The 22,031-nt window shown below is 69.2% G+C and carries 12 protein-coding genes and 1 tRNA gene; 6 read left to right on the forward strand and 7 right to left on the reverse strand.

The annotated features are described in order from the left end of the window. Positions 1-35: 35 nt before the first annotated feature. The 4 genes from EV646_RS06040 to EV646_RS06055 all read right to left on the reverse strand — a co-directional run bounded on the left by EV646_RS06040 (position 36) and on the right by EV646_RS06055 (position 12,287). Positions 36-10,703, reverse strand: a complete 10,668-nt coding sequence (locus tag EV646_RS06040) for a non-ribosomal peptide synthetase/type I polyketide synthase (RefSeq protein ID WP_132144652.1) — start codon at positions 10,701-10,703, stop codon at positions 36-38. Between the two features lie 574 nt (positions 10,704-11,277). Beyond that, positions 11,278-11,349, reverse strand: a tRNA-Val gene (locus tag EV646_RS06045). A 19-nt stretch (positions 11,350-11,368) separates the two neighbouring features. Then, on the reverse strand, positions 11,369-11,836 hold the full coding sequence (locus EV646_RS06050; protein WP_132144654.1) for a peroxiredoxin: 468 nt from the start codon (positions 11,834-11,836) through the stop codon (positions 11,369-11,371). Positions 11,837-11,843: 7 nt separating this feature from the next. Next, a complete protein-coding gene (locus tag EV646_RS06055) occupies positions 11,844-12,287 on the reverse strand; it encodes a DUF3052 domain-containing protein (protein ID WP_132144656.1) in 444 nt (147 codons plus the stop codon). A 297-nt stretch (positions 12,288-12,584) separates the two neighbouring features. Between EV646_RS06055 and aceE the strand changes: the two genes are divergently transcribed. After that, a complete protein-coding gene (gene aceE, locus EV646_RS06060; RefSeq protein ID WP_241995429.1) occupies positions 12,585-15,317 on the forward strand; it encodes a pyruvate dehydrogenase (acetyl-transferring), homodimeric type in 2,733 nt (910 codons plus the stop codon). Between the two features lie 176 nt (positions 15,318-15,493). On the opposite strand, the gene EV646_RS40915 is transcribed toward aceE, so the two are convergent. After that, positions 15,494-15,565 (reverse strand): putative leader peptide, encoded by a 72-nt coding sequence (locus tag EV646_RS40915; protein ID WP_422386691.1) that lies wholly within the window; start codon positions 15,563-15,565, stop codon positions 15,494-15,496. Between the two features lie 150 nt (positions 15,566-15,715). Between EV646_RS40915 and EV646_RS06065 the strand changes: the two genes are divergently transcribed. The 4 genes from EV646_RS06065 (at position 15,716) to EV646_RS06080 (ending at position 19,405) form a co-directional block, all read left to right on the forward strand. Next, positions 15,716-16,039, forward strand: coding sequence for a hypothetical protein (locus tag EV646_RS06065; protein WP_132144660.1), 324 nt, complete (start codon positions 15,716-15,718; stop codon positions 16,037-16,039). Continuing rightward, entirely contained in the window at positions 16,036-17,133 is a 1,098-nt protein-coding gene (locus tag EV646_RS06070; RefSeq protein WP_132144662.1) for a flavin-containing monooxygenase, read from the forward strand. The genes EV646_RS06065 and EV646_RS06070 overlap by 4 nt, the downstream gene beginning before the upstream one ends. A gap of 35 nt (positions 17,134-17,168) precedes the next feature. Then, entirely contained in the window at positions 17,169-18,806 is a 1,638-nt protein-coding gene (locus EV646_RS06075; protein WP_132144664.1) for a LuxR family transcriptional regulator, read from the forward strand. Between the two features lie 74 nt (positions 18,807-18,880). Further along, on the forward strand, positions 18,881-19,405 hold the full coding sequence (locus tag EV646_RS06080) for a hypothetical protein (RefSeq protein ID WP_199236798.1): 525 nt from the start codon (positions 18,881-18,883) through the stop codon (positions 19,403-19,405). Here the strand turns inward: EV646_RS06080 and EV646_RS06085 are convergent. Together EV646_RS06085 and EV646_RS06090 are read right to left on the reverse strand one after the other, a co-directional pair. Continuing rightward, positions 19,371-20,378: a pirin family protein gene (locus tag EV646_RS06085; RefSeq protein ID WP_132144666.1), complete on the reverse strand. Its 1,008-nt coding sequence runs from the start codon at positions 20,376-20,378 to the stop codon at positions 19,371-19,373. The genes EV646_RS06080 and EV646_RS06085 overlap by 35 nt on opposite strands. Before the next feature lie 75 nt (positions 20,379-20,453). Next, entirely contained in the window at positions 20,454-21,494 is a 1,041-nt protein-coding gene (locus EV646_RS06090) for a PHP domain-containing protein (protein ID WP_132144668.1), read from the reverse strand. A 95-nt stretch (positions 21,495-21,589) separates the two neighbouring features. Here EV646_RS06090 and EV646_RS06095 point away from each other — a divergent pair. Next, positions 21,590-22,031 (forward strand): helix-turn-helix domain-containing protein (locus EV646_RS06095; RefSeq protein ID WP_132144670.1); only part of this gene is annotated, 442 nt, incomplete at its 3' end.

A 22,031-nucleotide genomic window follows, 5' to 3' on the forward strand; every position in this document is an offset into this window, starting at 1 on the left:
ACACAACCCCCGTCCACGGTGCAGAACCGACGTACCTAAGGCTTGAGCCACTCCGGCTCGGGCAGCCGGGCGCGGTCGAGGCGGCCGTTGTCGTCCAGCGGGAGTTCCTCGATCGGGATCAGGTCGGCCGGCACCAGGTAGATCGGCAACTCCTTGCCCAGGTCAAGCATCAGGCGAGCCAGTACGGCGGGGTCGCTGTCCTCCAGTACGACGTACCCGAGCAGGCAGGTGTCACCGGCCGGATCAGCGCACGCGATCACCACGGCGTCGACAACACCGGGCTGATCCGCCAGCACGTGTTCGGTCTCCCCCGGCTCGACCCGGTGGCCGCGGATCTTCACCTGGTCGTCGGCGCGGCCGAGGTACTCCAGCGTGCCGTCAACGCGCCACCGGCCGAGGTCACGACTGCGGTAGAGCCGTCCGCCCGGATGTCCCGGATCCGGCACGAACATCCGCTCGGTCTCGTCCGGTCGTCCGATGTAGCCCTGGGCAACGGCCGCGCCGCCGAGGTGGATCTCCCCGACCGCGCCGACCGGCACCGGCCGCAACGCTTGATCGAGCAGCCGTACGACGACCCCGTCGACCGGACGCCCGATCGACGGCCGGTCCTCGGCCGGGTCCACCTCGTGGATCGTGGTCACGATCGAGGCCTCGACGGGACCGTATTCGTTGAACAGCCGGCACTCCGGATGCGCCGCCAGGAAGTCACGCACCTTGTGCGTCAGCACCATCGCCTCGCCGCCCGCGACGATCTCGCGCAATGCCGGCAGTTCGGGCAGCCGGCGCATCGTCGCGAGCAGCGCGGTCAGCGGGCTGAACGCCATGAACAGCCGCTCGACCCGGTGATCACGTAGCGCCGCGATCACCGCGTCCGGGTCGTACCGGTCGTCCTCGCCGATCAGCACCAGCGCCGCACCCGACGCGAGCGTGGTGAACATCTCCTGCACATGCACGTCGAACCCGAACGATGTCCACTGCAACGTCCGCAGCGAACTCCGGGTCTGCAGGTAGTGCCGAACCAGGTTCACCGGTCCGCGATGCGGAACCAGGACGCCCTTCGGGTTCCCGGTCGAACCGGACGTGTAGATGCAGAAGGCAACATCATCGGCCGCCGCCCGGACCGGCGGCGCCTGCCGCGCCCGCGCATCCCCGTCCCCCGCCGCGACCGGGACGAGCCGCAGCCCGAGCCGATCTGCCAGCGCGGCGTCGTCCCCAACCAGCGCGACCGCGTTCGAGTCCTCGACCATGAATCCCCACCGCGACTCCGGCACACCGGGATCCAGTGGCAGGTACGCCGCTCCGGACTTCAAAACGGCGAGCACGGCAACAACCAGTTCGGTGCCCCGGGCAACTCGTACGGCGACCAGCTGTCCAGGCTTGATGCCGAGGTCAACGAGTTGCCAGGCGACCGCGTTGGAGCGCCGATCGAGTTCGGCGTACGTCAGCTCACGATCGCCCTGGACCAGAGCGATCGCATCAGGGGTACGAGCGACCTGCTGCTCGAAGAGCGTGTGCAGTCCGCTGAGCTCGCCGGCGACCACCGCGTTCCGCCGTACTCGGCCTATCGGGCCGGTGGGGTCGACCTCACCCTCGAGTTCGCGCAGCGTCTCCAGGTCGGACTCGATGGGGAGCATGAGGTCGGGCAGGCGTAGGTGCGGCTGGGTCGTGGCGCGACGCAGTACCGCTTCCAGGTAGGCCAGGAGCCGCTCGATCGTGCTCTGCTCGAACAGGCCGGAGCGGTAGTCCGCCGTACAGGTGATGCCGGCGCCGTGGTGGGTGAGGCGGAGCCGCAGATCCAGCGACTCCGGCAACTCCTGCTCGCCGTCCTCGAACTCCACGAGCACCTGGAAGAGCGGGTCGCGCTCCAGTACGGCGAGGTCGGTGCCAGCGTGGTCGAACGCGCCGGTGGTGATGTCGCGGACCCGGTGAGCGAGCTCGCCGAGGTCGGGTTCGCCGGACAGGTCGAGGCGGAGCGGGAGGGGTCGCTGGGTCGCGGTCGAGGTGTCACCCTGCGGGCGGATCAGCGCGGAGCCGATCGTCACGTCGTCCTGCGCCGCGAACCGGCCCAGGACCGTGCCGATGGCCGCGAGCATCGTCATCAGTGGGCTGAGCTTGCGCTCCCGGCTGTACACGAAGACCGCGTCGCCGAGCTCGGCGTCGAACTCTTGCTTGATCGAGGCAACTTCGTCGGTGGCCGCGGGGCGAGCGTGATCCGCGGGCAGTACCAAGGGCTCGGCTCCGGCCAGCGTCAGATCCCAGTACTCGAAGTCCCGGCGGCGCTGCTCACGCTCCTCGTCAACCGGCGCTTCTGGTTGTGGCGCTTCGTGCTCCTCTTCCGCGGCGGCGGTTTCGTTGAGGAGGGCAAGCTGTTCGCGCATCAGCTTGGTGACGCCGTCGACCAACTGGCCTGCCACCCGGAGCTGCTGCGACATCAGCGCGGCCATTCCGGTGCCGGGAAGCTCGGCCACGCTGGTCGCGGCGGCGGCTTCGTCAACCTTCGCAGCCAATTCGGCCAGGCCGGAGCCCAGCACAGCCAAGGCCGACCGCGCGTCCCGAGCCTCTTCTTCGACGGCAACTTCTTCGGTGCTCTCGGCAACCGGTGCCGAAACCTCAACCACAGCAGGCTCTTCAGGCGCTTCGATGCTCTCGGCAACCTCCTCGGCTTCCGCCTTCGGCGTCTGGACGGCGACCGCGGTTGCCAGCTTGTGCGGCGTGGTGTGGGTGGCGAACAGGTCGTCCGGAGTGAGTTCGACGGTGAACCGGGCGTTGATCTGCTCGATCACCGGTGCCATCGACGCCGGTGTCGCGCCGAGCTCGGCGAACGTGTGATCGACGGTCAGGTCGTACGGATCGAGGTGCAGTTCCTCGCAGGTCAGGTCCAGCACCGCGTCGAGCGACTCGCGGTACCGCTCCGCCGACACCTCGTCACCCGACAGCACGCCGGCCTGCGCGAGGTAGTCCGCGTCCACCTGATGCGTCTCGGCCGGCAGCGCGAACGGCGACCGCTCGGCGACCTCTTCGGGTTCGATCTCGACCGTTTCCGGCTCGGCCGGCGGATCCAGCGGGATCCTCTTCACCGCCGCACTCGACGGCTCGAACGCCGCCGCCTGCGCCCGGGCCGCCCGCTCGAAGGCATTCGCCTGAACCCGGGCCGTTGCCGGACGAGACGCCGTACCCACGGCGGAAGGGTCGATCGGGTGGTGCACCCGACGGAACGGGTACGTCGGCAGCGGCACCCGGCCGCCGTCGGCGTACACCTTCGACCACGCGATTTCCGTGCCCTGCTCGAACAACTCCGCAAGGCCGTTCATCGTCGCGAGCACCGGGTCCTGCCCGAGTCGCTGCGCCGGGATCCAGGTGCTGTTCGGGGCGATCCGCCGACCCGCCGGACTCAGTACGGCGTCCGGCCCCAACTCGAGGAATCGTCGGCACCCCGCGGCCGTGACTGCCTCAACCGCGTCGCCGAACAACACGGGCTGCCGCAACTGACCGACCAGGTAGTCGCCGTCCAGCACGGTCCCGGACTCGAGCAGCTCGCCCGACCAGCTCGACACCATCGGCGTCCGCAGCGGCTTCAGCGTGATCTGCGAAACGATCGCCGCGAAGTCCGCCAGTATTGGATCGACCAACGAGCTGTGGAACGCGCGATCCACATCCAACCGCTGCCACGCGACCTGCAGCTGGTCCAGCTGTGCGGCCAACTGCCCGACGATCACCTCGGACGATCCAGTCAGCACGAACGACTGCGGACCGTTGCCTGCGGCAATCTCCACACCCGGTGTCTGCGCCAGTTCCCGCACCCGGTCGGCATCCGCTCGTACGGCGACCATCGCACCAGGCACGGTGCCGCGCTGCATGAGCTCGCCGCGCTTGGCCGTCAGCCGTACGCCGTCTGCCAGCGACAACGCTCCAGCGACGCACAGAGCGGCGTACTCCCCCACGCTGTGGCCGACCACCAGCGCGGGCTGCACGCCGAACGACTGCCACAGTCGCGCCAGCGCCAGCTCGAACGCGAACAGCGCCGGCTGCGCGGTCTCCGTCGGCCAGACGCCTTCCGACGAACCAGCCGGGGTCAGCAGCAGCTCATTGAGGCTCCCGCCGAACTCCTCGGCGTAGACGCGGTCGCACTCGTCCAGCACCTGCCGGAACACCGGGAAGCGCGCGGCAAGGCCCGCGGCCATTCCACGACGTGCAGCGCCTTGTCCAGTGAAGGCATAGCCGAGTGGCCCGGGTCCGCCGCGTGGTACTTCGGTGGCCTGGGCGGAGCCGAGCGCGTCGACCAGCTCGGCCTCCGACGAACCGGCGACGGCGATCCGGTGACGATGCGCGGGCCGGCCGAGCGCCGCCGTACCGGCGAGGTCGATCAACCGGTGGCCGGTGCCGTGGTCGAGGTCGGTGCGGAACAGTTCGACCAGGTCGGCGAGCGCGTCCGGGTCGGGTGCGGAGAGCGGCAGGACGACCGGGCCGTCGTCGCCGCGGCGGATCTGGCGCGGCGCCTCTTCGAGGATGACGTGCGCATTGGTGCCGCCGGCATCGAGTGCGCTGACGCCGGCGCGCAACGTCGTACCAGCTTCCCATTCGCGTACGTCGGAGCCGATGACAAAGGGGCTGTCGGCAAGCTTCAGGGCCGAGTTCGGCTTGGTGTAGTTGATCGTCGGGACGAGCGTCCGGTGCTGGAGCATCAGGATGGTCTTGATCAGACCGGCCATGCCGGCGGCGCTGTCGAGGTGGCCGATGTTGGGCTTGACCGAGCCGATCGTGCAGAAGCCGACCTTGTCTGTGTGCCGGCGCAGGGCCGTCGTCAGCGCCTTCACTTCGGCCGAATCCGCGGCGGCACTGCCGATCGCGTTGGCCTCGATGTAGCTGAGCGAGTCCGCGGCGAACCCGGCGCGCTCGAGCGCCCGCTCGATCAGGTCGACCTGATTGCCCGCGGGCGCGTCCTCGTTGCTCACTGCCGAGCCGCGGATCACGGCGTACACGGTGTCCCCGTCGGCGACGGCCTGGTCGAGCCGCTTCAGCAGTACGGCGGCGACGCCGTTCCCGCCGACCGTGCCGTCGGCTTCGGCGTCGAACGCGCGTACCTTGCCACTCGGCGACAGAATCGACTCCGGCGCCGGCCGATAACCCGTTGCCTGAGGCACCTGTACGGCGGCCGCTCCGGCGAGCGCGAGATCGGCATCACCGGACCTGATCGCCTGGCAGGCGAGGTGGACCGCGACGAGCGAGGACGACCACGCGGACTGGACGCCGATCGCGGGCCCGCTGAGGCCGAGACGGTAGGCGACGCGGGTGGCGATGGAGTCGCGCGGCTGGGCCTGCTGGGCGTAGAGGTTCATGCCGGAGCCGGCGAACACACCGACACGGCTGGCGGTGCCGGCGTAGCCGCCGTGCTCGAGCGCCTGCTGGCAGACCTCGAGGAACAGCCGCTGCGCGGGGTCCATGAGCTCGGCCTCACGGTCGCTAAGGCCGAAGTACTTCGCGTCGAACGACTCCACGTGATCAAGCGCACCGCTGACTGCAATCTGGTCGTCGTCCAGATGCCCGCCGGCCTGACTCACCTCGTCGGGGGTGAACCGCCGGATACTCTCGACGCCACCAACGAGGTTGTCCCAGAACTGCTCCAGCGTCTCAGCCCCAGGGAACCGCCCAGCCAACCCGACCACAGCGACAGGCTCAACGGTCTTGGCCTTGCCCCGCTGCTTACCCGGAGCCGTCTTCGACTCAGCCGCCTGCACAACCGCCGGCTCAGCCGCCTGCACAACCGCGGGCTCAGCCGCCTGCGCGACTGCCGGCTCAGGCTCGCCGGCCGAGGCGACCTTGGCAGCCGGCACAACCTCACCACTAGCAACCTCGGCCTGGACCCGCTCGGCGGAGGGGGCTTCGGCAAACTCGGCTTCGGCGGCCTCGGTTTCGGCAGGCTCGGCGGACTCAGGCTGCGCAAGCTCGGGTTCGGCGGGCTCGGGTTCTGCGGGCTCGGGGTGAGCGGGTGCAGCCTCAGGAACCACCGCAAGCTCAACCACCGCCCCCGGCCGAGCCTCACCAACCGGCTCACCTTCCGCACCCGATCCGCCCGCAGCCATCAACTCAGGCTCAGCCCGTCCGTCCGCAGTCGGTTCCTGCGCCTCCGCATCAGCTGCAGCCTCCGAGTCGGCACTCAGCTCGCCATCCGCAGCCACGCCGACCGCAGCAGCCATCCCAGCCTCGCCAACCACCTCCTGCTCGGCTCCGGCAACCGCAGCCTCGCGCTCGACATCCGCGATCGACTCAGCTTCCGCGACCAGCTCGACCCCAGCCTCGGCACCCACGCCGGTCTTCGCGCCGGCCTCCGGTCCGACGCTCGCGTCCGGCATAGGTTCCGCGACCAGCTCGGTCTCAGACGCACCAGACTCAGGCTGCGCTTCGGCCTGCGGCTCGGCTTCCCCAGGCGCGTCGGCATCAGCCGCCAACTCGGCGTCCTCGCCATCCGCGATCAGGTCGGGCTCGGCACCCGCAACAACCTCTACGTCAGCCTCAGGCTCAGATGCGCCGGTCTTGCCAGCATCACCAAGCGCCTCGGCATCGGCAGCCATCCCGGTGTCAGCGGCCAGCTGTCCATGCGCCGTCAGATCTGGCTCGTCGACCGTTTCTGAGCCGGACTCAGCAACCGCGGCAACCTCGGTTTCAGACTCGGGCTCGACTTCGGCGCCAGGCTCAACTTCGGCAAGCGGCTCGGATTCCTGCTCTGGCTCGACAACCAGAGCAGCCTCGGTGCCAGATTCGGATTCGTCTTCCGCGACCGGCTCAGCTTCCGCGACGAGCTCGGCCTCAGACTCGGCACCCGCACCAGCCTCCACGCCAGCCTCAGCCTGCGCATCGGCCTGCGGCCCAGCTTCCCCAAGCCCTTCGGCATCCCCGGCCGACGGGTGTTCCTCGGTCAGGTCGGGCTCGTCGACCGCCTCAGGTTCGGGCACAGCAACCGCAGCAGCCTCTGCGCCAGCCTCCGGTTCGACATCAGCGTCAAGCGAAGCCTCCGCAACGACGTCGGACTCACGCTCGCGCTCGGCAACTGCACCTGTCTCCGGCTCGACTTCCGCCTTCGGCACAGCCTCCGCAGCGAGTTCGGACTCAGACTCAGCTTCGGGGTTCGGGTCGGCGTCCGCGGGCAGCTCGACCTCGGCAGTTGGCTCGGACGCGACTTCGCCGTCCTGCTCAAGTTCTGCGCGGGAGTCTTCCTCCGCGCTCGGCTCAACGGCCGACTCAGACTCCGCTTCGCCAGCCGACTCAGGCTCCGCAAGCGACTCAGCCTCGGCGGCTGCCGCGGACACCGTTTCGCCAGCCGGCTCAAGGTCCGCCGGCGGCTCAGACTCGGCGGCTGGTTCGGGCTGTGGCTCCACCACCGCGGCGGCCGCTTCCGCGGACTCCGGCGTCGCGCCTTCAAGGTCGGCGACCTGCGCCTCAGCGGCAGGCCCGGACACGATATCGCCGGTTGGTACGACGTCAGCCCGAGACTCCTCGTCGCCAGTCGCCTCGCCGTGCACTGCGCCAATAGGTTCGGCCTGCACGTCGGCAGTCGGCTCGGCCTGCACGTCGGCAATCGCCTCGGGGTGGGCTGCGTCGGTTGGCTCGGCGTTTGCTTCGGCGAGCGACTCAGCCGCGGCCGCCGGCTGGTCACCTAGTCCTGCACCCTCGGCATCATCATCGGCAGGCTCAGGTGCCAGCTCAGGCTCAGTGGATGACTCAGGCTCGCTGGCCGAATCGGCCTCGGGGTCGGGGTCGGTGACGAGTTCGGGCTGAGGGGGCTCCTCGGTGGCGGCGGTTGACGCTGGCGCCTGGCCAATGAAGCCTTCTGCGTTGCCGATGGTCACGGGCTTGGGTCGGCCGACCACTGCAGGCTCGACGACAGCGCCAGCCCTGGCCTCAGCAGTCACCGCAGGTCCTGAGGGAGCCTCGGCCCCGACGGTCGACTCTGGCTCTCCCTCAGCAACCTCGACAGCCTCGGCGACGTCCTCGGGCGCCGACTCCGTGTCGGCGACCACCCCGGACTCAGCAATCGCGTCAGGGTCCACCTCGGCAGTCGCCGAAGGTTCTGCATGCGGCTCGGAGCCGGGAGACGACTCGGGCTCTTGCTCGCCTACCTCTGCAGCGTTAGCGATATGGTCGGGCTCGGCGGTCTCAAGGCCGGCTGCAGCAGGCGAGGCAGGTTCTGCGGGCGGCTCGACCTCGGTTGCCTCGGGCTGCGCTTCCCCCTGCGAGTCGGTTTCGGCGGCCGGCTGGGCAGTTGCTTCAGCGGCCTCCGCGCCGACGACCGGCTTACGCTCGATGGTCGGCTCGGGCTCATCGAGCGGCTCGGCGTTGGCGGTGGGTTCGGGGTCTTCGAGTGGCTCCGGCTTGGCGGTCGGGTCGGGGTTTGCCGGAGGGTCGAGTCGGGCGAGGCGGGTGGGGGTTAGGGCGGGGAGTTGGGTGGTGGCGTCGGGGTCGTCGGGTGTGGGCTGCGCGGAGCCGGTCTCGGCCGGGTGCGGCTCGGGGCCGGCGAGCTCGTCGGTGGGTTTGCGGGAGAACGCCGAGCTGTCGAAGTAGGCGTCTTCGGGCTGAGCTGGCGCAAAGTCCGCGAGTACGCCGGACTCGGCGACGCCCGGCTGCTGCACGACCTCGGGATCTGCCGTGCCTGCCTGCTCAGCATCGGGAGCGAGGGCGTCGGGGGCGAGCGGGTCCGACGTCGGGGGTGGGGTTTGGCGGTTGGCGCCAAGCGTTGGGCGTTCGGGTGGGGTGGGGATGGATTGCTGGAGGGTGCGTTGCCAGGCGAGGCGGACGACGGGAAGCTCGGCGGTGCGTTCGGCTGGGTCGTCTTCGGGCGAGACGACGGCAGGGCCGGCACCCCGTTCGGCGGAGATCAGCGTGTCGGCGGGGTCGTCGTACGGGCCCTCGCCGGCTGGGCCGGAGTACGAGCTGGCGCCGGCTGGTTCGACGTACGGGTGGGGAGGTGTCTCCAGGGTGCCGTCGATCCAGCGTTGTTTGAGGAGCGGGCGGAGGATCTTGCCGCCGGGGGTGGTCGGGAAGTCGCGGCGCGGCACGCCGACGACCTCCGCGTCGAGGCCGAGGCGGCCGCGGACGAGGCTGCGGATCGCCTGGTCCATCCCCGGGATCGACTCCGGCGTGAGTGCGTAGAACACGACCAGCCGATCGGTCCCCGTCTCCGGATCGGCGACGCCGCATGCCGCGACCAGGCCGTGCTCGGCGCCGACGACTGTCGATGCGACCGTCTCGATGTCGTGGGCGTAGTACAGCTTCCCGGACATGATGATGCGTTCGCTGTCCCGGCCGGTGATGACCACCTGTCCGCCGGTGATGAAGCCTTGATCGCCGGTCGCGAGCCACTTGCGGGCCGGCCAGTTGCCGATCGGGAACGCGGCCCGGTCGGCCTCCAGGTTGCCCAGATAGCCAGGCGTCACCCGCGCGGACGCGATCTGCAGCTGTCCGATTCGCCCTTCGGGCAGTACGGCGCCGTTCGGAGCAACGATCCGTACGGTCGTCCCCGGCGCCGGCGCACCCACCGACACCAGGCTCAGCACGCCCGGCGCCTCAGCGCGCGCCTTGCCCGGCCGGGCGACCGCGACCTTGCCGGTCGTGGTCCGCTGGTCGACCCACTCGATGACGCCGGTCGGTGGGATGCGGACGCGGTGCACGTTCGGCGTGAGCCCTGGCCGCGCGAACGTGATCCCGGTGACGGTCTCGGTCATCCCCCACGCCGCGACGAAGGTCTCCGGTACGACGCCGAAGCGGTTCGTCACGCGCAGGAACTCCGACATGACCGGCACGGTGATCTGCTCGCCGCCGCTGACCAGACTGCGCAACGCCGACAGGTCCCAATGCCGGTCCGGCTCGCCCGCGATCGCCTGCGTGGCGAGGCGGTAGCCGAAGTTCGGCGACCAGGAGTGGTTCACCCGGTGCTGGTCCATCAGGTCGAGCCAGCGCAGCGGGTTCGCGAGCACCCAGCCGGTGTTGACGTGGATGTTCGTGCAGCCCGTGAACACAGGCAGCAGGTGATACAGCAAGAACGCGCCGCTCTGGTCCAGCGGCAGCCAGTTCAGCGTCGTCTGCCCCGGCCGGACCGGCAGCATCGCCGGCGTACCGGCGGCGAACTCCACCAGGCCGCGATGCGTTAGCTGCACGATCTTCGGCGTACCAGTGGTCCCCGACGACATCATCAGTACGGCGACGTCGTCAGCGGCCGGCCGGTGGAACTCCGAGGTCGGCTCGTGACCGGCCAATGCGTCCGGATCGAGGACAGGCAGGCCGAGGTCGTTCGGGAGGTCGGATGGCCGGCCGATCAGCACGGTCCAGCCGAGCAGGTCGGTCACCTTGCGGAGCCGCTCGCGGCCGGCCTCGGTGCGGTCGCCGTCGGGGCTCGGCGCCATCAGCAGCGGGCGGATGCCGCCCAGCGTGCAGGCCCAGAAGGAGGCGAAGAAACCGACCGGTTCGGTGCAGTGCACGACCGCGGGGTCGCCCGCGCGTACGCCGTTCGCGCGCAGGCCGGCCAGGATCCGCGCGGCGAGCTCGAGCAGGGTCGGGAAGTCGAGCCGGGTCTCGCGGCCGTCCGGGCCGATCTCGACCACGCCGGCGCCGCCGAAGTCACGGGCGGCCCGCAGCAACGCGCTCGGCAGGTCTCGCGGGTACCCGGCCGGAATCATCAGGGCCGGTCCGGTACTGATCGCCGGCCGGTCCACGCCGCTCCTCACCACTCCGGTCCCACCACCACGGACAGCTTGCCGGAGTGCGTCCGTACGACGTCATGCGGCCAGGCCAGCACAATGGCGGCGCCAGCCGGTTGGCGACGACCCACGGACACGCGCCTCCCCAACTGGACGGAGCCGGGCTCAGGGCACACCCGCCTCGCTCTCACCGACGACAAGCCCCGTTGTGCCTGCCGGACCGATGCCGTCACCGGGTGGACCCGGTGCGTCATCGCGCCGACCGACAGCCGTGAACCCTACCAGCCACAACCTGCCCTGGAGGAGTCAGTTCTCAACAGCCGAAGGTTAAGAATTCGCGCAGCCGCCGGTACCGGGGACAACGAACGTCGCCGGTACCGGATACGCCGTCTCCCGCACTGTCCGATCACCGGACCGGCCCCTCTCCTCGGCGCCACCACCCGCGACCTAGGAGGTTTTTCGCGTGATTCTGGGAGGGACCAACGGCCACCACAGCCGGGGGTCCGGGGTCTTGGGGTGGTGCGACCTCAGAAGACACGACGAGCGAGATCCGCGCGCTTTCTGCGCGCGGCCTCGCTCAAGTCGCTCGTGGGTGAAGAGGGGATCGAACCCCCGACATCTTCCTTGTAAGGGAAGCGCTCTACCGCTGAGCTATTCACCCTGAGTGCCGACCGCGAAGTCTACCCGAGGTCGGGAGCCAGACTTGCCAGGGCCTCGGCGTAGTCGTCTGGGTTGCGGGCTTCGGGGATTGGGTTGAGGACTGACCAGCGGATGGTGCCGGTTCGGTCGATGACGAAGGTGCCGCGGAGGGCGCAGCCGCGGTTGGGGTCGAAGACGCCGTACGACGAGGCGATCGCGCCGTGTGGCCAGAAGTCGGTGAGCAGGCCGAACTCCAGTTTCTGCGCGTCGGCGTACGCCCGGAGCGTGAACATCGGGTCGCACGAGATGGCCAGGAATTCGGCCCGCTCGAGCAGGTCCGGCCGGTCACGCAGCGCAGTCAGCTCGCTCGTGCACACCCCGCTGAAGGCATACGGATAGAACACCAGTACGACGTCGCGCCGGCCGCGGAAGTCCGTCAGCCGGACGGTTTCGCCGTACTGGTTCCGGGCGGTGAAGTCGGGTGCCCGGCTGCCCGCGGCCGGGGTCACCGGGACCTCAGCCTCGCCGGCCCGACTTCGGCACCACCAGCTTGGTGGCCGACCAGTCGTCGGTCACGGTCAGGCTGCTCGTCGTGGCGAGACCGGCCGTCGGGGCGGCCTCGGCGATCTCGCTGGCGTCGACGTACCCGTCCCGGCCGACCTTGGGGGTCAGCAGCCACACCACGCCGCCGGCCTTCAGATCGGTCAGGATGTCGAAGAAGGCATCGACCAGGTCGCCGTCGTCGTCGCGGAACCAGAGCAGGACGACGTCCACCACCTCGTCGGTGTCCTCGTCGACGAACTCCTCCCCGGTGATCGCCCGGATCGCGTCCCGCAGGGTGTCGTCGCAGTCGTCGTCGTAGCCGATCTCCTGCACGATCCAGCCGGCCTCCAGGCCGAGCCTGGAAGCAATGTTCGGCACACCGCTCTTGCCGTCCGCGTGGTCCGCGGTCGCGCTCACGTGTCCTCCTCCGTGGTCCCCGCTTGCCCGGGGGTAGGCATCAGTAGCGATAGTCCATCGTGACGTACCGCGTCGCGCAAGTATGCACGAGGGTTCCGTGACGTGTCCGGTATCCGCGTGCCGGGTACCGTCCGTGTCCGCTCAGATCACGCGCGGACGACCGGAATCGGGCGCCTGTGGAAGGCGAAGTAGAACGCATTCCGAACAGGTGACAGGATTGCGGGGAAGAGCAACCAGAGAGAACGGCAGGACACCGTGGCTTCCGGACACGAACCACCAGCCATCATCACCGAGGGGATGCCCACCCAGCTCCCCGACATCGACCCCGACGAGACACGTGAGTGGGTCGAATCGCTCGACGCCGTACTGGACGAACGCGGCAAGGCGCGGGCGCGCTACCTGATGCTCAAGTTGATCGAACGGGCCCGGGAGCGACAGGTCGGCGTGCCGGCCCTGCGCAGCACCGACTACATCAACTCGATCCCGCCCGAGCGCGAGCCGTGGTTCCCCGGCGACGAGCACATCGAGCGCCGGATCCGGGCCTTCATCCGCTGGAACGCCGCGGTGATGGTGAGCAAGGCCAACCGCAAGGGCCTGGAGGTCGGCGGTCACATCGCCACCTACCAGTCCGCGGCCAGCCTGTACGAGGTCGGTTTCAACCACTTCTTCCGCGGCAAGGACCACCCCGGTGGCGGTGACCAGGTCTTCATCCAGGGCCACGCCTCCCCCGGGATGTACGCGCGGGCCTTCCTCGAGGGCCGGCTGTCCGCAGACCAGCTGGACGGCTTCCGCCAGGAGGTCTCCCGCGGCGCCCACCAGGGCCTGTCGTCGTACCCGCACCCGCGGCTGATGCCGGACTTCTGGGAGTTCCCGACCGTCTCGATGGGTCTGGCCGCGCTGAACTCGATCTACCAGGCGCGCTTCAACCGGTACCTGCACAACCGCGGCGTCAAGGACACCAGCCAGCAGCACGTCTGGGCGTTCCTCGGCGACGGTGAGATGGGTGAGCCGGAGTCGCTCGGCGCGATCGGCCTGGCCGCCCGCGAGGAGCTCGACAACCTCACCTTCGTGATCAACTGCAACCTGCAGCAGCTGGACGGCCCGGTCCGTGGCAACGGCAAGGTGATCCAGGAGCTGGAGGCGTTCTTCCGCGGCGCCGGCTGGAACGTGATCAAGGTGATCTGGGGCCGGGAGTGGGACAACCTGCTGGCGCAGGACCACGACGGCGTCCTGGTGAACAAGATGAACACCACGCCGGACGGCCAGTTCCAGACGTACTCCGTCGAGACCGGCGAGTACATCCGGAACAACTTCTTCGGTGGTGACCAGCGGCTGCAGGCGATGGTCCGCGACCTGTCCGACGAGGACCTGCGCAAGCTGCCCCGCGGCGGGCACGACTACCGCAAGGTGTACGCGGCGTTCAAGAACGCGACCGAGCACGTCGGCCAGCCGACGGTGATCCTGGCCCAGACCATCAAGGGCTGGACGATCGAGGCGCTGGAGGGCCGCAACGCGACCCACCAGATGAAGAAGCTGACCTCGGACGACCTGAAGGCGTTCCGCGACCGGCTCTACCTGCCGATCGAGGACAAGGACCTCGAGGACGCGTACAACCCGCCGTACTTCCACCCCGGCACCGACTCGCCGGAGTACCAGTACATGATGGAGCGGCGCAAGCAGCTCGGCGGTTCGCTGCCGGAGCGGCGGGTGGCGCCCAAGACGACGCTGAAGCTGCCTGGTGACGACGTCTACAAGCCGCTCAGCAAGGGCAGCGACAAGACGCCGGTGGCGACCACGATGGCGCTGGTGCGGCTGTTCCGGGACCTGATGAAGGACCCGGAGATCGGCGCCCGGATCGTCCCGATCGCCCCGGACGAGTACCGCACCTTCGGCATGGACTCGATGTTCCCGACGGCCAAGATCTACTCGCCGCACGGGCAGAACTACGAGGCGGTCGACCGCAACCTGCTGCTGTCGTACAAGGAGTCCCAGCAGGGTCAGCTGCTGCACGAGGGCATCAGCGAGGCCGGTGCGATGGGCTCGATGATCGCGGCCGGTACGGCGTACGCGACGCACGGCGAGCCGATGATCCCGTTCTACATCTTCTACTCGATGTTCGGGTTCCAGCGGACCGGTGACTCGCTCTGGGCGTTCGGCGACCAGCTCGGCCGGGGCTTCCTGATCGGCGCGACCGCGGGACGTACGACGCTGACCGGTGAAGGCCTGCAGCACGCCGACGGCCACTCGCCGCTGCTCGCCTCGACCAACCCGGCCGCGGTGCACTACGACCCCGGCTTCGCGTACGAAGTCGCGTACATCGTCAAGGACGGCCTGCGCCGGATGTACGGCTACGGTCTGGACCAGGACAAGCCGTACGGCGAGGACGTCTTCTACTACCTCACCGTCTACAACGAGCCGGTCCCACAGCCGGCTGAGCCCGAGAACCTCGATGTCGCGGGCCTGCTGAAGGGCATCTACCGCTTCAGCGAGACCGAGACGGCCGAGGGTGACGACGTGCCGCGGGTGCAGCTGCTCGCGTCCGGTGTCGCGCTGCCGTGGGTCCGCAAGGCCCAGCAGATCCTGGCCGAGGAGTACTCGGTGGCCGCGGACGTGTGGTCGGTGACGTCGTGGAACGAGCTGCGCCGGGACGCGATCGCGGCCGAGGAGCACAACCTGCTGCACCCGGACGAGCCGGAGCAGGTGCCGTTCGTGACCGAGCAGCTGAAGGACACCAAGGGCCCGGTCGTTGCTGTCAGCGACTTCATGCGCGCGGTGCAGGACCAGATCTCCCGCTGGGTGCCGAACGACTACACCTCGCTCGGGACCGACGGCTGGGGTCTGGCCGACACCCGGGCCGCGGCCCGGCGGCACTTCCACGTGGACGCCGAGTCGGTCGTCGTCGCCACCCTGGAGATCCTGGCCAAGCGCGGCGACGTGAAGCCGGAGGTCGCCGCCGAGGCAGCCCGCAAGTACCGCATCGACGACCCGACCGCGGTCGCGGGTGTAAAGCAGGAAGGCGCCGGAGCCTAGAAGGGCAACACAGCGGGCCCCCACCGGGTGCACTCCGGCGGGGGCCCGCTGCTTTGTTCTGGTCCGGTCGAGCCTGGTGTCCTCGACCGAACCCGTTTGCGGGACCGGCCGGTCCATCCGCTGGCGACAGTGGGCGGATGGACCGCGAGCTGTATCGGCAGGGGACCACAACACCTTCAACACGCCTGGGAGGCGACGCGAAGCAGGTCGATGTGGCGCCGCTGCACCAGAATCAACTCGCCGGTCATGACTCAATGTCAACAAGATCAGTAGACATTCGTCAACCGGCCCGGACCGCGTCTCACCCACCGATACGACAAACCTCGTAGATCTCCCGCACGCAGATTGCGTATTCCGTCCGACGCGGCGACCAGGCCCCGGTCCCTACCGTCAGAGACATGTCTGGCGCAAGTGTTGCTCTTCTCGCGGGGACGGTGTCCACCATCCTCTTCGCGTCGAGCGCCCTGCCGATGTTGTTCAAGGCGCTCCGGACCCGGGATCTCAGGTCGTACAGCCCGGCGAACCTGGTGCTCGCGAACGTCGGCAACGCCGTCCATTGCATCTACGTGGTGCACCTGCCGCCCGGGCCGATCTGGGCCCTGCACGGTTTCTACGTCGTGTCGTCCGCGCTGATGCTGTTGTGGTGGCTGCGCTACCGCACCGGCCCGCGCGTGGTCGCCGTACGAACAGCGTCGTTACAGGACGAGCGGAGGCTCGCATGACCACCGAAAGTATCGAGACTGTCATCATCGGTGCCGGTCAGGCCGGACTGGCCACCGGGTACCACCTGCGCAAGCGGGGCAGGCCGTTCGTGATCCTGGACGGCAGCCCGCGGGTGGGCGACCAGTGGCGAGCGCAGTGGGACACGCTGCGGCTCTACACACCGTCCAAGTACGACGGACTGCCGGGGCTGCCGTTCCCCGGTAAGCCCTGGGACTACCCGACCAAGGACGAGGTCGCCGACTACCTGGCGTCGTACGCCGAACGCTTCCAGCTGCCGGTGCGGAACAGCACCCGGGTCGACACGCTCGAGGCACAGAACGGCCGATACGTCGTAACGACGGCCGCCGGGACGATCCACGCCGACAACGTGGTGGTTGCCACCGGCACCTTCGGCAGGACGCCGTACCTGCCGGACTTCGCGGTCGATCTCGACCCGGCGATCCGCCAACTGCACTCGAGTGAGTACCGGCGGCCCGAGCAGCTGAAGGACGGCCCGGTCCTGGTCGTCGGCGGGTCGCACTCGGGCACGGACATCGCCTACGAGGTCGCGACCAGCCACCCGACGATCCTGTGCGGACGCGACCCCGGCCAGATCCCGGTGCGGCTGGACAGCCCCGGCGCCCATGTCTTCTTCCCCATCTTCCTGTTCGTCGGCAAGCACGTGGTGACCCGGCGGACGCCGATCGGGCGGAAGGCTCAGGAGGAGATTCGCTTCCACGGCGGACCGATGCTCCGGGTCAAGCGGGAGGACCTGCTCGCGCGAGGGGTAGAGCGGGTCCCCCACCGGGTCACCGGTGTCCGCGACGGGCGGCCGGTGCTCGGCGACGACCGGGTGCTGGACGTGGCGAACGTGGTGTGGGCAACCGGCTTCCAGCAGGCGTTCGACTGGATCCGGCTGCCGGTGATCGGCGCCGACGGCTGGCCGGAGGAGCTGCGCGGCGTCGTCACGGGCGCACCGGGTCTGTTCTTCTGCGGCCTGTCCTTCCAGTTCGCCTTCAGTTCGATGGTGCTGCCCGGCGTCGGACGCGATGCGGCGTACGTCGCCAAGCGGATCGCGGCCCGGTCGTCGAACCGGAGTCTTGCCGCCGCGTGATCCACCGCGCATGCTCGCTGATAAGGGGGCATGCGATGGGGATTGTCGACGATCTGGAGCGCGCCCGCCGGGCGTACGAGCAGCGCGACTGGGCGGTCGCCTACGACCAGCTCACCGCAGCGGACGGTGAGCCGGAGACGGCCGCCCTTGGCCCGGGCGACCTGATGGCCCTCGGCACCGCCGCGTACCTGATCGGCGACCACGACGCCTGCATCCGCGCACTGCAACGCGGGTATCGCCTGCAGATCGACGACGGCAACGTCCTGGGCGCGATCCGGTTCGCCTTCTGGCTCGCGATGGTGCACAACCTCCGCGGAGAAGGGGCGGTCGGCAACGGCTGGGCCGCGCGTGCCCTGCGGTTGCTGGCGGATCAACCCGACGACGTGGTCGAGCGTGGCTACCTCCGCATCCTCGAGTTCTACCAGCGTCTTGGGCAGGGCGACTTCGCCGGGGCGCTGCGCATCGGAACCGAGATCACCGAGGTCGCACGCCGCTTCGGCGATCCTGACCTGTTGGCACAAGGCCTGGTCTGCCAAGGCCGGCTGCTGATGTACTCCGGCCGTGTCCCGGAGGGCCTGGCCCTGCTGGACGAGGCGATGGTCGGCGTCGCGGCGGGCGAGGTGTCGCCGATCATCGCGGGCAACGCGTATTGCGCGATGATCGAAGGCTGCCAGGAGGTGCTGGACTTCGCCCGCGCATCCAGCTGGACGACAGCACTGACGCGGTGGTGTGAGAGTCAGCCGGCTTTGGTGCCGTACACCGGACAGTGCGCCGTACACCGGGGTCAGATCCTGCGGCTGCATGGTGCCTACGCCGACGCGCTGGAGGAGTTCAACGACGCGCGCCGTCGCTATGCGGCGTCGGGTGCACAGGCCGCCGCCGGGCTGGCGTTGAGCGAGTGCGGCGATGTGCTGCGGATCCGTGGCGACTATCTGGCGGCCGAGACGTCGTACGACGAGGCGGCCGGATTCGGGTACGAGCCTCAGCCGGGACGTTCGCTGCTGATGCTCGCCCGTGGGCGGGTGCCGGCTGCTGTCGCGACGGTACGACGGCTGCTGGCGGAGACCCGGGACCCGGTGCACCGGTCGCGCCTGCTCGGGGCAGCGGTCGAGGTGCTGCTCGCTGGCGAGTATGTCGATGAGGCCGAGACGACTGCCGCGGAGTTGGCCGGGATCGCCGCCGACTTCGGGTGTGTGGGACTGCGTGCGTCGGCGGCCTACTGCTCAGCCCTGGCCGCGCTGGAGAGCGGCGACGCGGATCGCGCGTTGCCGCAGGCCAGGGCAGCAACGCAGCTGTGGGCTGGGCTTCAGGCGCCGTACGAAATCGCACGCTCGAAGGTGCTGGTCGGGCGATCGTTCCGCCTGCTCGGCGACGAGGACTCGGCCGTCGGCGAGTTGACGTCGGCTTACCGGATGTTCAGTGACCTCGGCGCGACACCGGCTCGGCAGGACGTGGAGAAGTTGCTGCATCGGGAGACGGCCGGTGGTCTGACCGGGCGCGAGCTCGAGGTCTTGCGTTTGGTTGCTGCAGGCAACAGTAATACGGAGATCGCGCAGCGGTTGGTACTCAGTGACAAGACTGTTGCCCGGCACCTCACCAACATCTTCACCAAGCTCGAGGTTCCCTCGCGGACCGCGGCGGCGGCGTACGCTCGCGATCACGACCTGCTCTGAAACGCTCTCCGGAGGGAGCCGGTTCACTCTCAGGGGTGAGGTTTCCGGCGGCTCGGAGCTGGATGCTCGAAGGCGTGACCGAACAACCTGTACCGCGCTGGGCCTACCGCCTTGCCCACATGATCCCTCTGCTGACGCTGCCGTCCGGGCTGTGGCGACTCGGGCTGGTGGGCGGCTCCTCGATGGGCATGCTCGTCGACGGGCAGCCGGCGTACCTCATCGGGACCGGCCAGAAGGTGTACGTGGTGAGCCTGTCGATCTTCTCGGAGCTCGTCGCCCTCACCGCCTTCGGCCTGGTCAAGCGCTGGGGTGAGGTGGTCCCCCGCTGGATCCCGGTCATCGGCGGCCGTCGCGTCGCGCCGTACGCCGCCGTCATCCCGGCCGTCGCCGGCGCGCTCGGCCTGATCGCGATCTGGACCTTCGGCTTCCGCGACGTCTTCACCGACCACTTCATCCCGTTCTCCACCACCGCCTGGAAAACCCTGATGATCGCCTGCTACGCCCCACTCCAGCTCTGGGGCCCAGCTCTCCTGCTCCTGACCTGGGCCTACTACCGCCGCCGAGTCACCGCGCCCGCGGTCGCGGCTTCAGTACGGTAGCGGGCAGCGCCGGAGCCGGCAGTGGGTCGCCGTCGTACCCCGGAACCATGCGGAACCGATCGTTGCCGGCGGTGGCGATCGCGGATTGCCAGGACTCGCGGGCGGTGACGATTTCTTCGTGGGAGCGGCCGATGAAGTTCCACCACATCACGAGCTGTTCCTCGAAGGGTTCGCCGCCGAGCAGGAGGAAGCGGACACCGTTGTCTGAGGCAACCAAGTCGATCGAGTCCCGGGCGGTGCCGAGGTAGGCCATCTCGCCGAAGCCAGGCGACAGTTCGCCGACGGTGAGCGAGCCCTCGACGATCAGTACGGCGTACTCGTTCGACGGCGTGAGCGGCAACGTGAGTGTGCGGCCGGGGTCGATGGTGATGTCGGCGCCGACGAGCGGGGTGTACGCCGGGGCGGGTGACGTGATGCCCGCGACGCTGCCGATCATCACCGTGGCGTGGGCGCCGTCGAAGTCGAGGGTCGGCAGGTCGGCGTACGCGTTGAAGGCCGGCGGGACCGTCGTACGCACGGCATCGGGAAGAGCGACCCACAGCTGGGCGCCATGCAGCGTCGGTGGCGCGGTCGGGGTCGACACCTCGGAGTGCGCGATGCCGTTGCCGGCGGTCATGATGTTGAGCTCACCCGGCCGTACGAGCGCGTGCGACCCGACGCTGTCCCGGTGTTCGATCTCGCCCTCGAACAACCAGCTCACCGTCTGCAGACTCGTGTGCGGATGCGGCGGCACCTGCATCCCCCGCTCTCCCGGTACGTCGTACGAGTCGACCCGACGACTGAGGTCGTCCGGCCCGTAGTGATCCACGAAGCACCAGGCCCCGACCATCCGCCGATTCTTGTTCGGCAACAACCGCCGTACCTTGGTCGTCCGCCCCAGCACGACCTCGCGCGGCTCGAGGAACTCGAACACCGGCCCACCCCCGGCACCCGAGCACACAACCTCAGCAGGATCCTTCTCGAGGTCACTCATCCACGTCCTCGCTTCGCTCCGGGCGCGGATGAGGCACAAGCACGCTGTGTTTTCTGATGAACTCGCTTCGCTCGCTCATGATGCCCACTCCAGTAGCTTGTCCTGGTCCCAGGTGTTGATGACGCGGTCCGGGGTGACGCCGCAGTCTTCGGCGCGTTCACAGCCGTAGACCTGCCAGTCGAGTTGGCCGGGGGCGTGGGCGTCGGTGTCGATGGAGAAGACGCAGTCCATTTCGACCGCCAGAGACAGCAGGCGTTTCGGTGGGTCGAGGCGTTCCGGGCGGGAGTTGATCTCGACCGCCGTACCGAATTGGCGGCAGGCCTCGAACACCACCTCGGGGTCGAAGTCGGACTCCGGCCGGGTACCGCGGCCGCCGGTGATCAGGCGGCCGGTGCAGTGGCCGAGGACGTCGACGTGCGGGTTCGCGATCGCGCGGACCATCCGCTCGGTCATCGGCTCGGCGGCCATCCGCAGCTTGGAGTGCACGCTGGCGACGACGATGTCGAGCCGGGCCAGGATCTCGGTGTCGCAGTCCAGCGAGCCGTCCTCGAGGATGTCGACCTCGATGCCGTTCAGGATGGTGAACCCGTCCAGCTCGTCCGCCAGCTTCTTGTTGAGCTCGGCAACAACCTGGAGCTGCTGCAGTCGCCGCTCGCGGGACAGCCCTTGCGCGACGGTGAGCCGGCCGGAGTGGTCGGTCAGCGCGATGTACTTGTGGCCGAGGCGGTGCGCCGTACGGGCCATCTCTTCGATCGGGCTGCCGCCGTCGGACCAGTCCGAGTGCAGGTGCAGATCCGCCTGCAACTCGGCGCGCATCGCTTTACCGGCGGTGGTCAGAGCCCCAGCCGCCTCCTCCAGTTTGACCAGGTACGACGGGGTGGCGCCGTCCATGGCCTCCAGGATCACGGCCTCGGTCTTCGGGCCGATGCCCGGCAGCTCGGTCAGCGTCCCGGCCCTCCGCCGGGCCCGTACTTCGGCTGCGGGGAGTGCCGCGATCGTGTCGGCCGCCCGCCGGTACGCCTTCACCCGGTGCGTCGGCTGCTGGTCCCGCTCCAGGTAATACCCGATCGCCCGCAGCGCCGCCACAGCCTCCGCCACACCCGCCTTGTCCGTCATGCCCCCATCTTCCGCCATTTGGTGGGTTCACCCGTCAAATGGTGGGGCGGGCTCAAGGAGTGATTGCAACACCTTTCGGTTGAAGGGGTGTTGTGATGGGTGCTCGTGGTGGTCGTCCTCGGTTGCCGGTGGAGTTGGAGTACGGGTTCTGGAGGGCGGTGCGTGCGGGGCTGGGTGTTGAGGAGGCTGCGGCGGCGGCCGGCGTGTCGCACACGAAAGGCCTGGAGTGGTTCGGTGATCGTGGCGGGGTGATGCCATCGGTGACGGCGGGGCAGCGGAGGCGGTGTTTGAGCTTCGCCGAGCGTGAGGAGATCGCGCTGCTCAAGGCGGCGGACAAGGGTGTGCGGGAGATCGCGCGGTGCCTGGGGCGGGATCCGGGCACGATCAGCCGCGAGTTGAATCGGGTGCCGCATACCAACGATCACCGTCGTCGGGTCTATCGGGCATCCACGGCCCAGGAGGATGCCGATGGGAAGGCGCGCCGGCCGAAGGAGGCGAAGCTGGCGACGAACTTGGCGCTGCGGCGTGAGGTCCAGG

The sequence above is a fragment of the Kribbella antiqua genome, from assembly GCF_004345665.1.
Classification (GTDB): Bacteria; Actinomycetota; Actinomycetes; order Propionibacteriales; family Kribbellaceae; genus Kribbella; species Kribbella antiqua.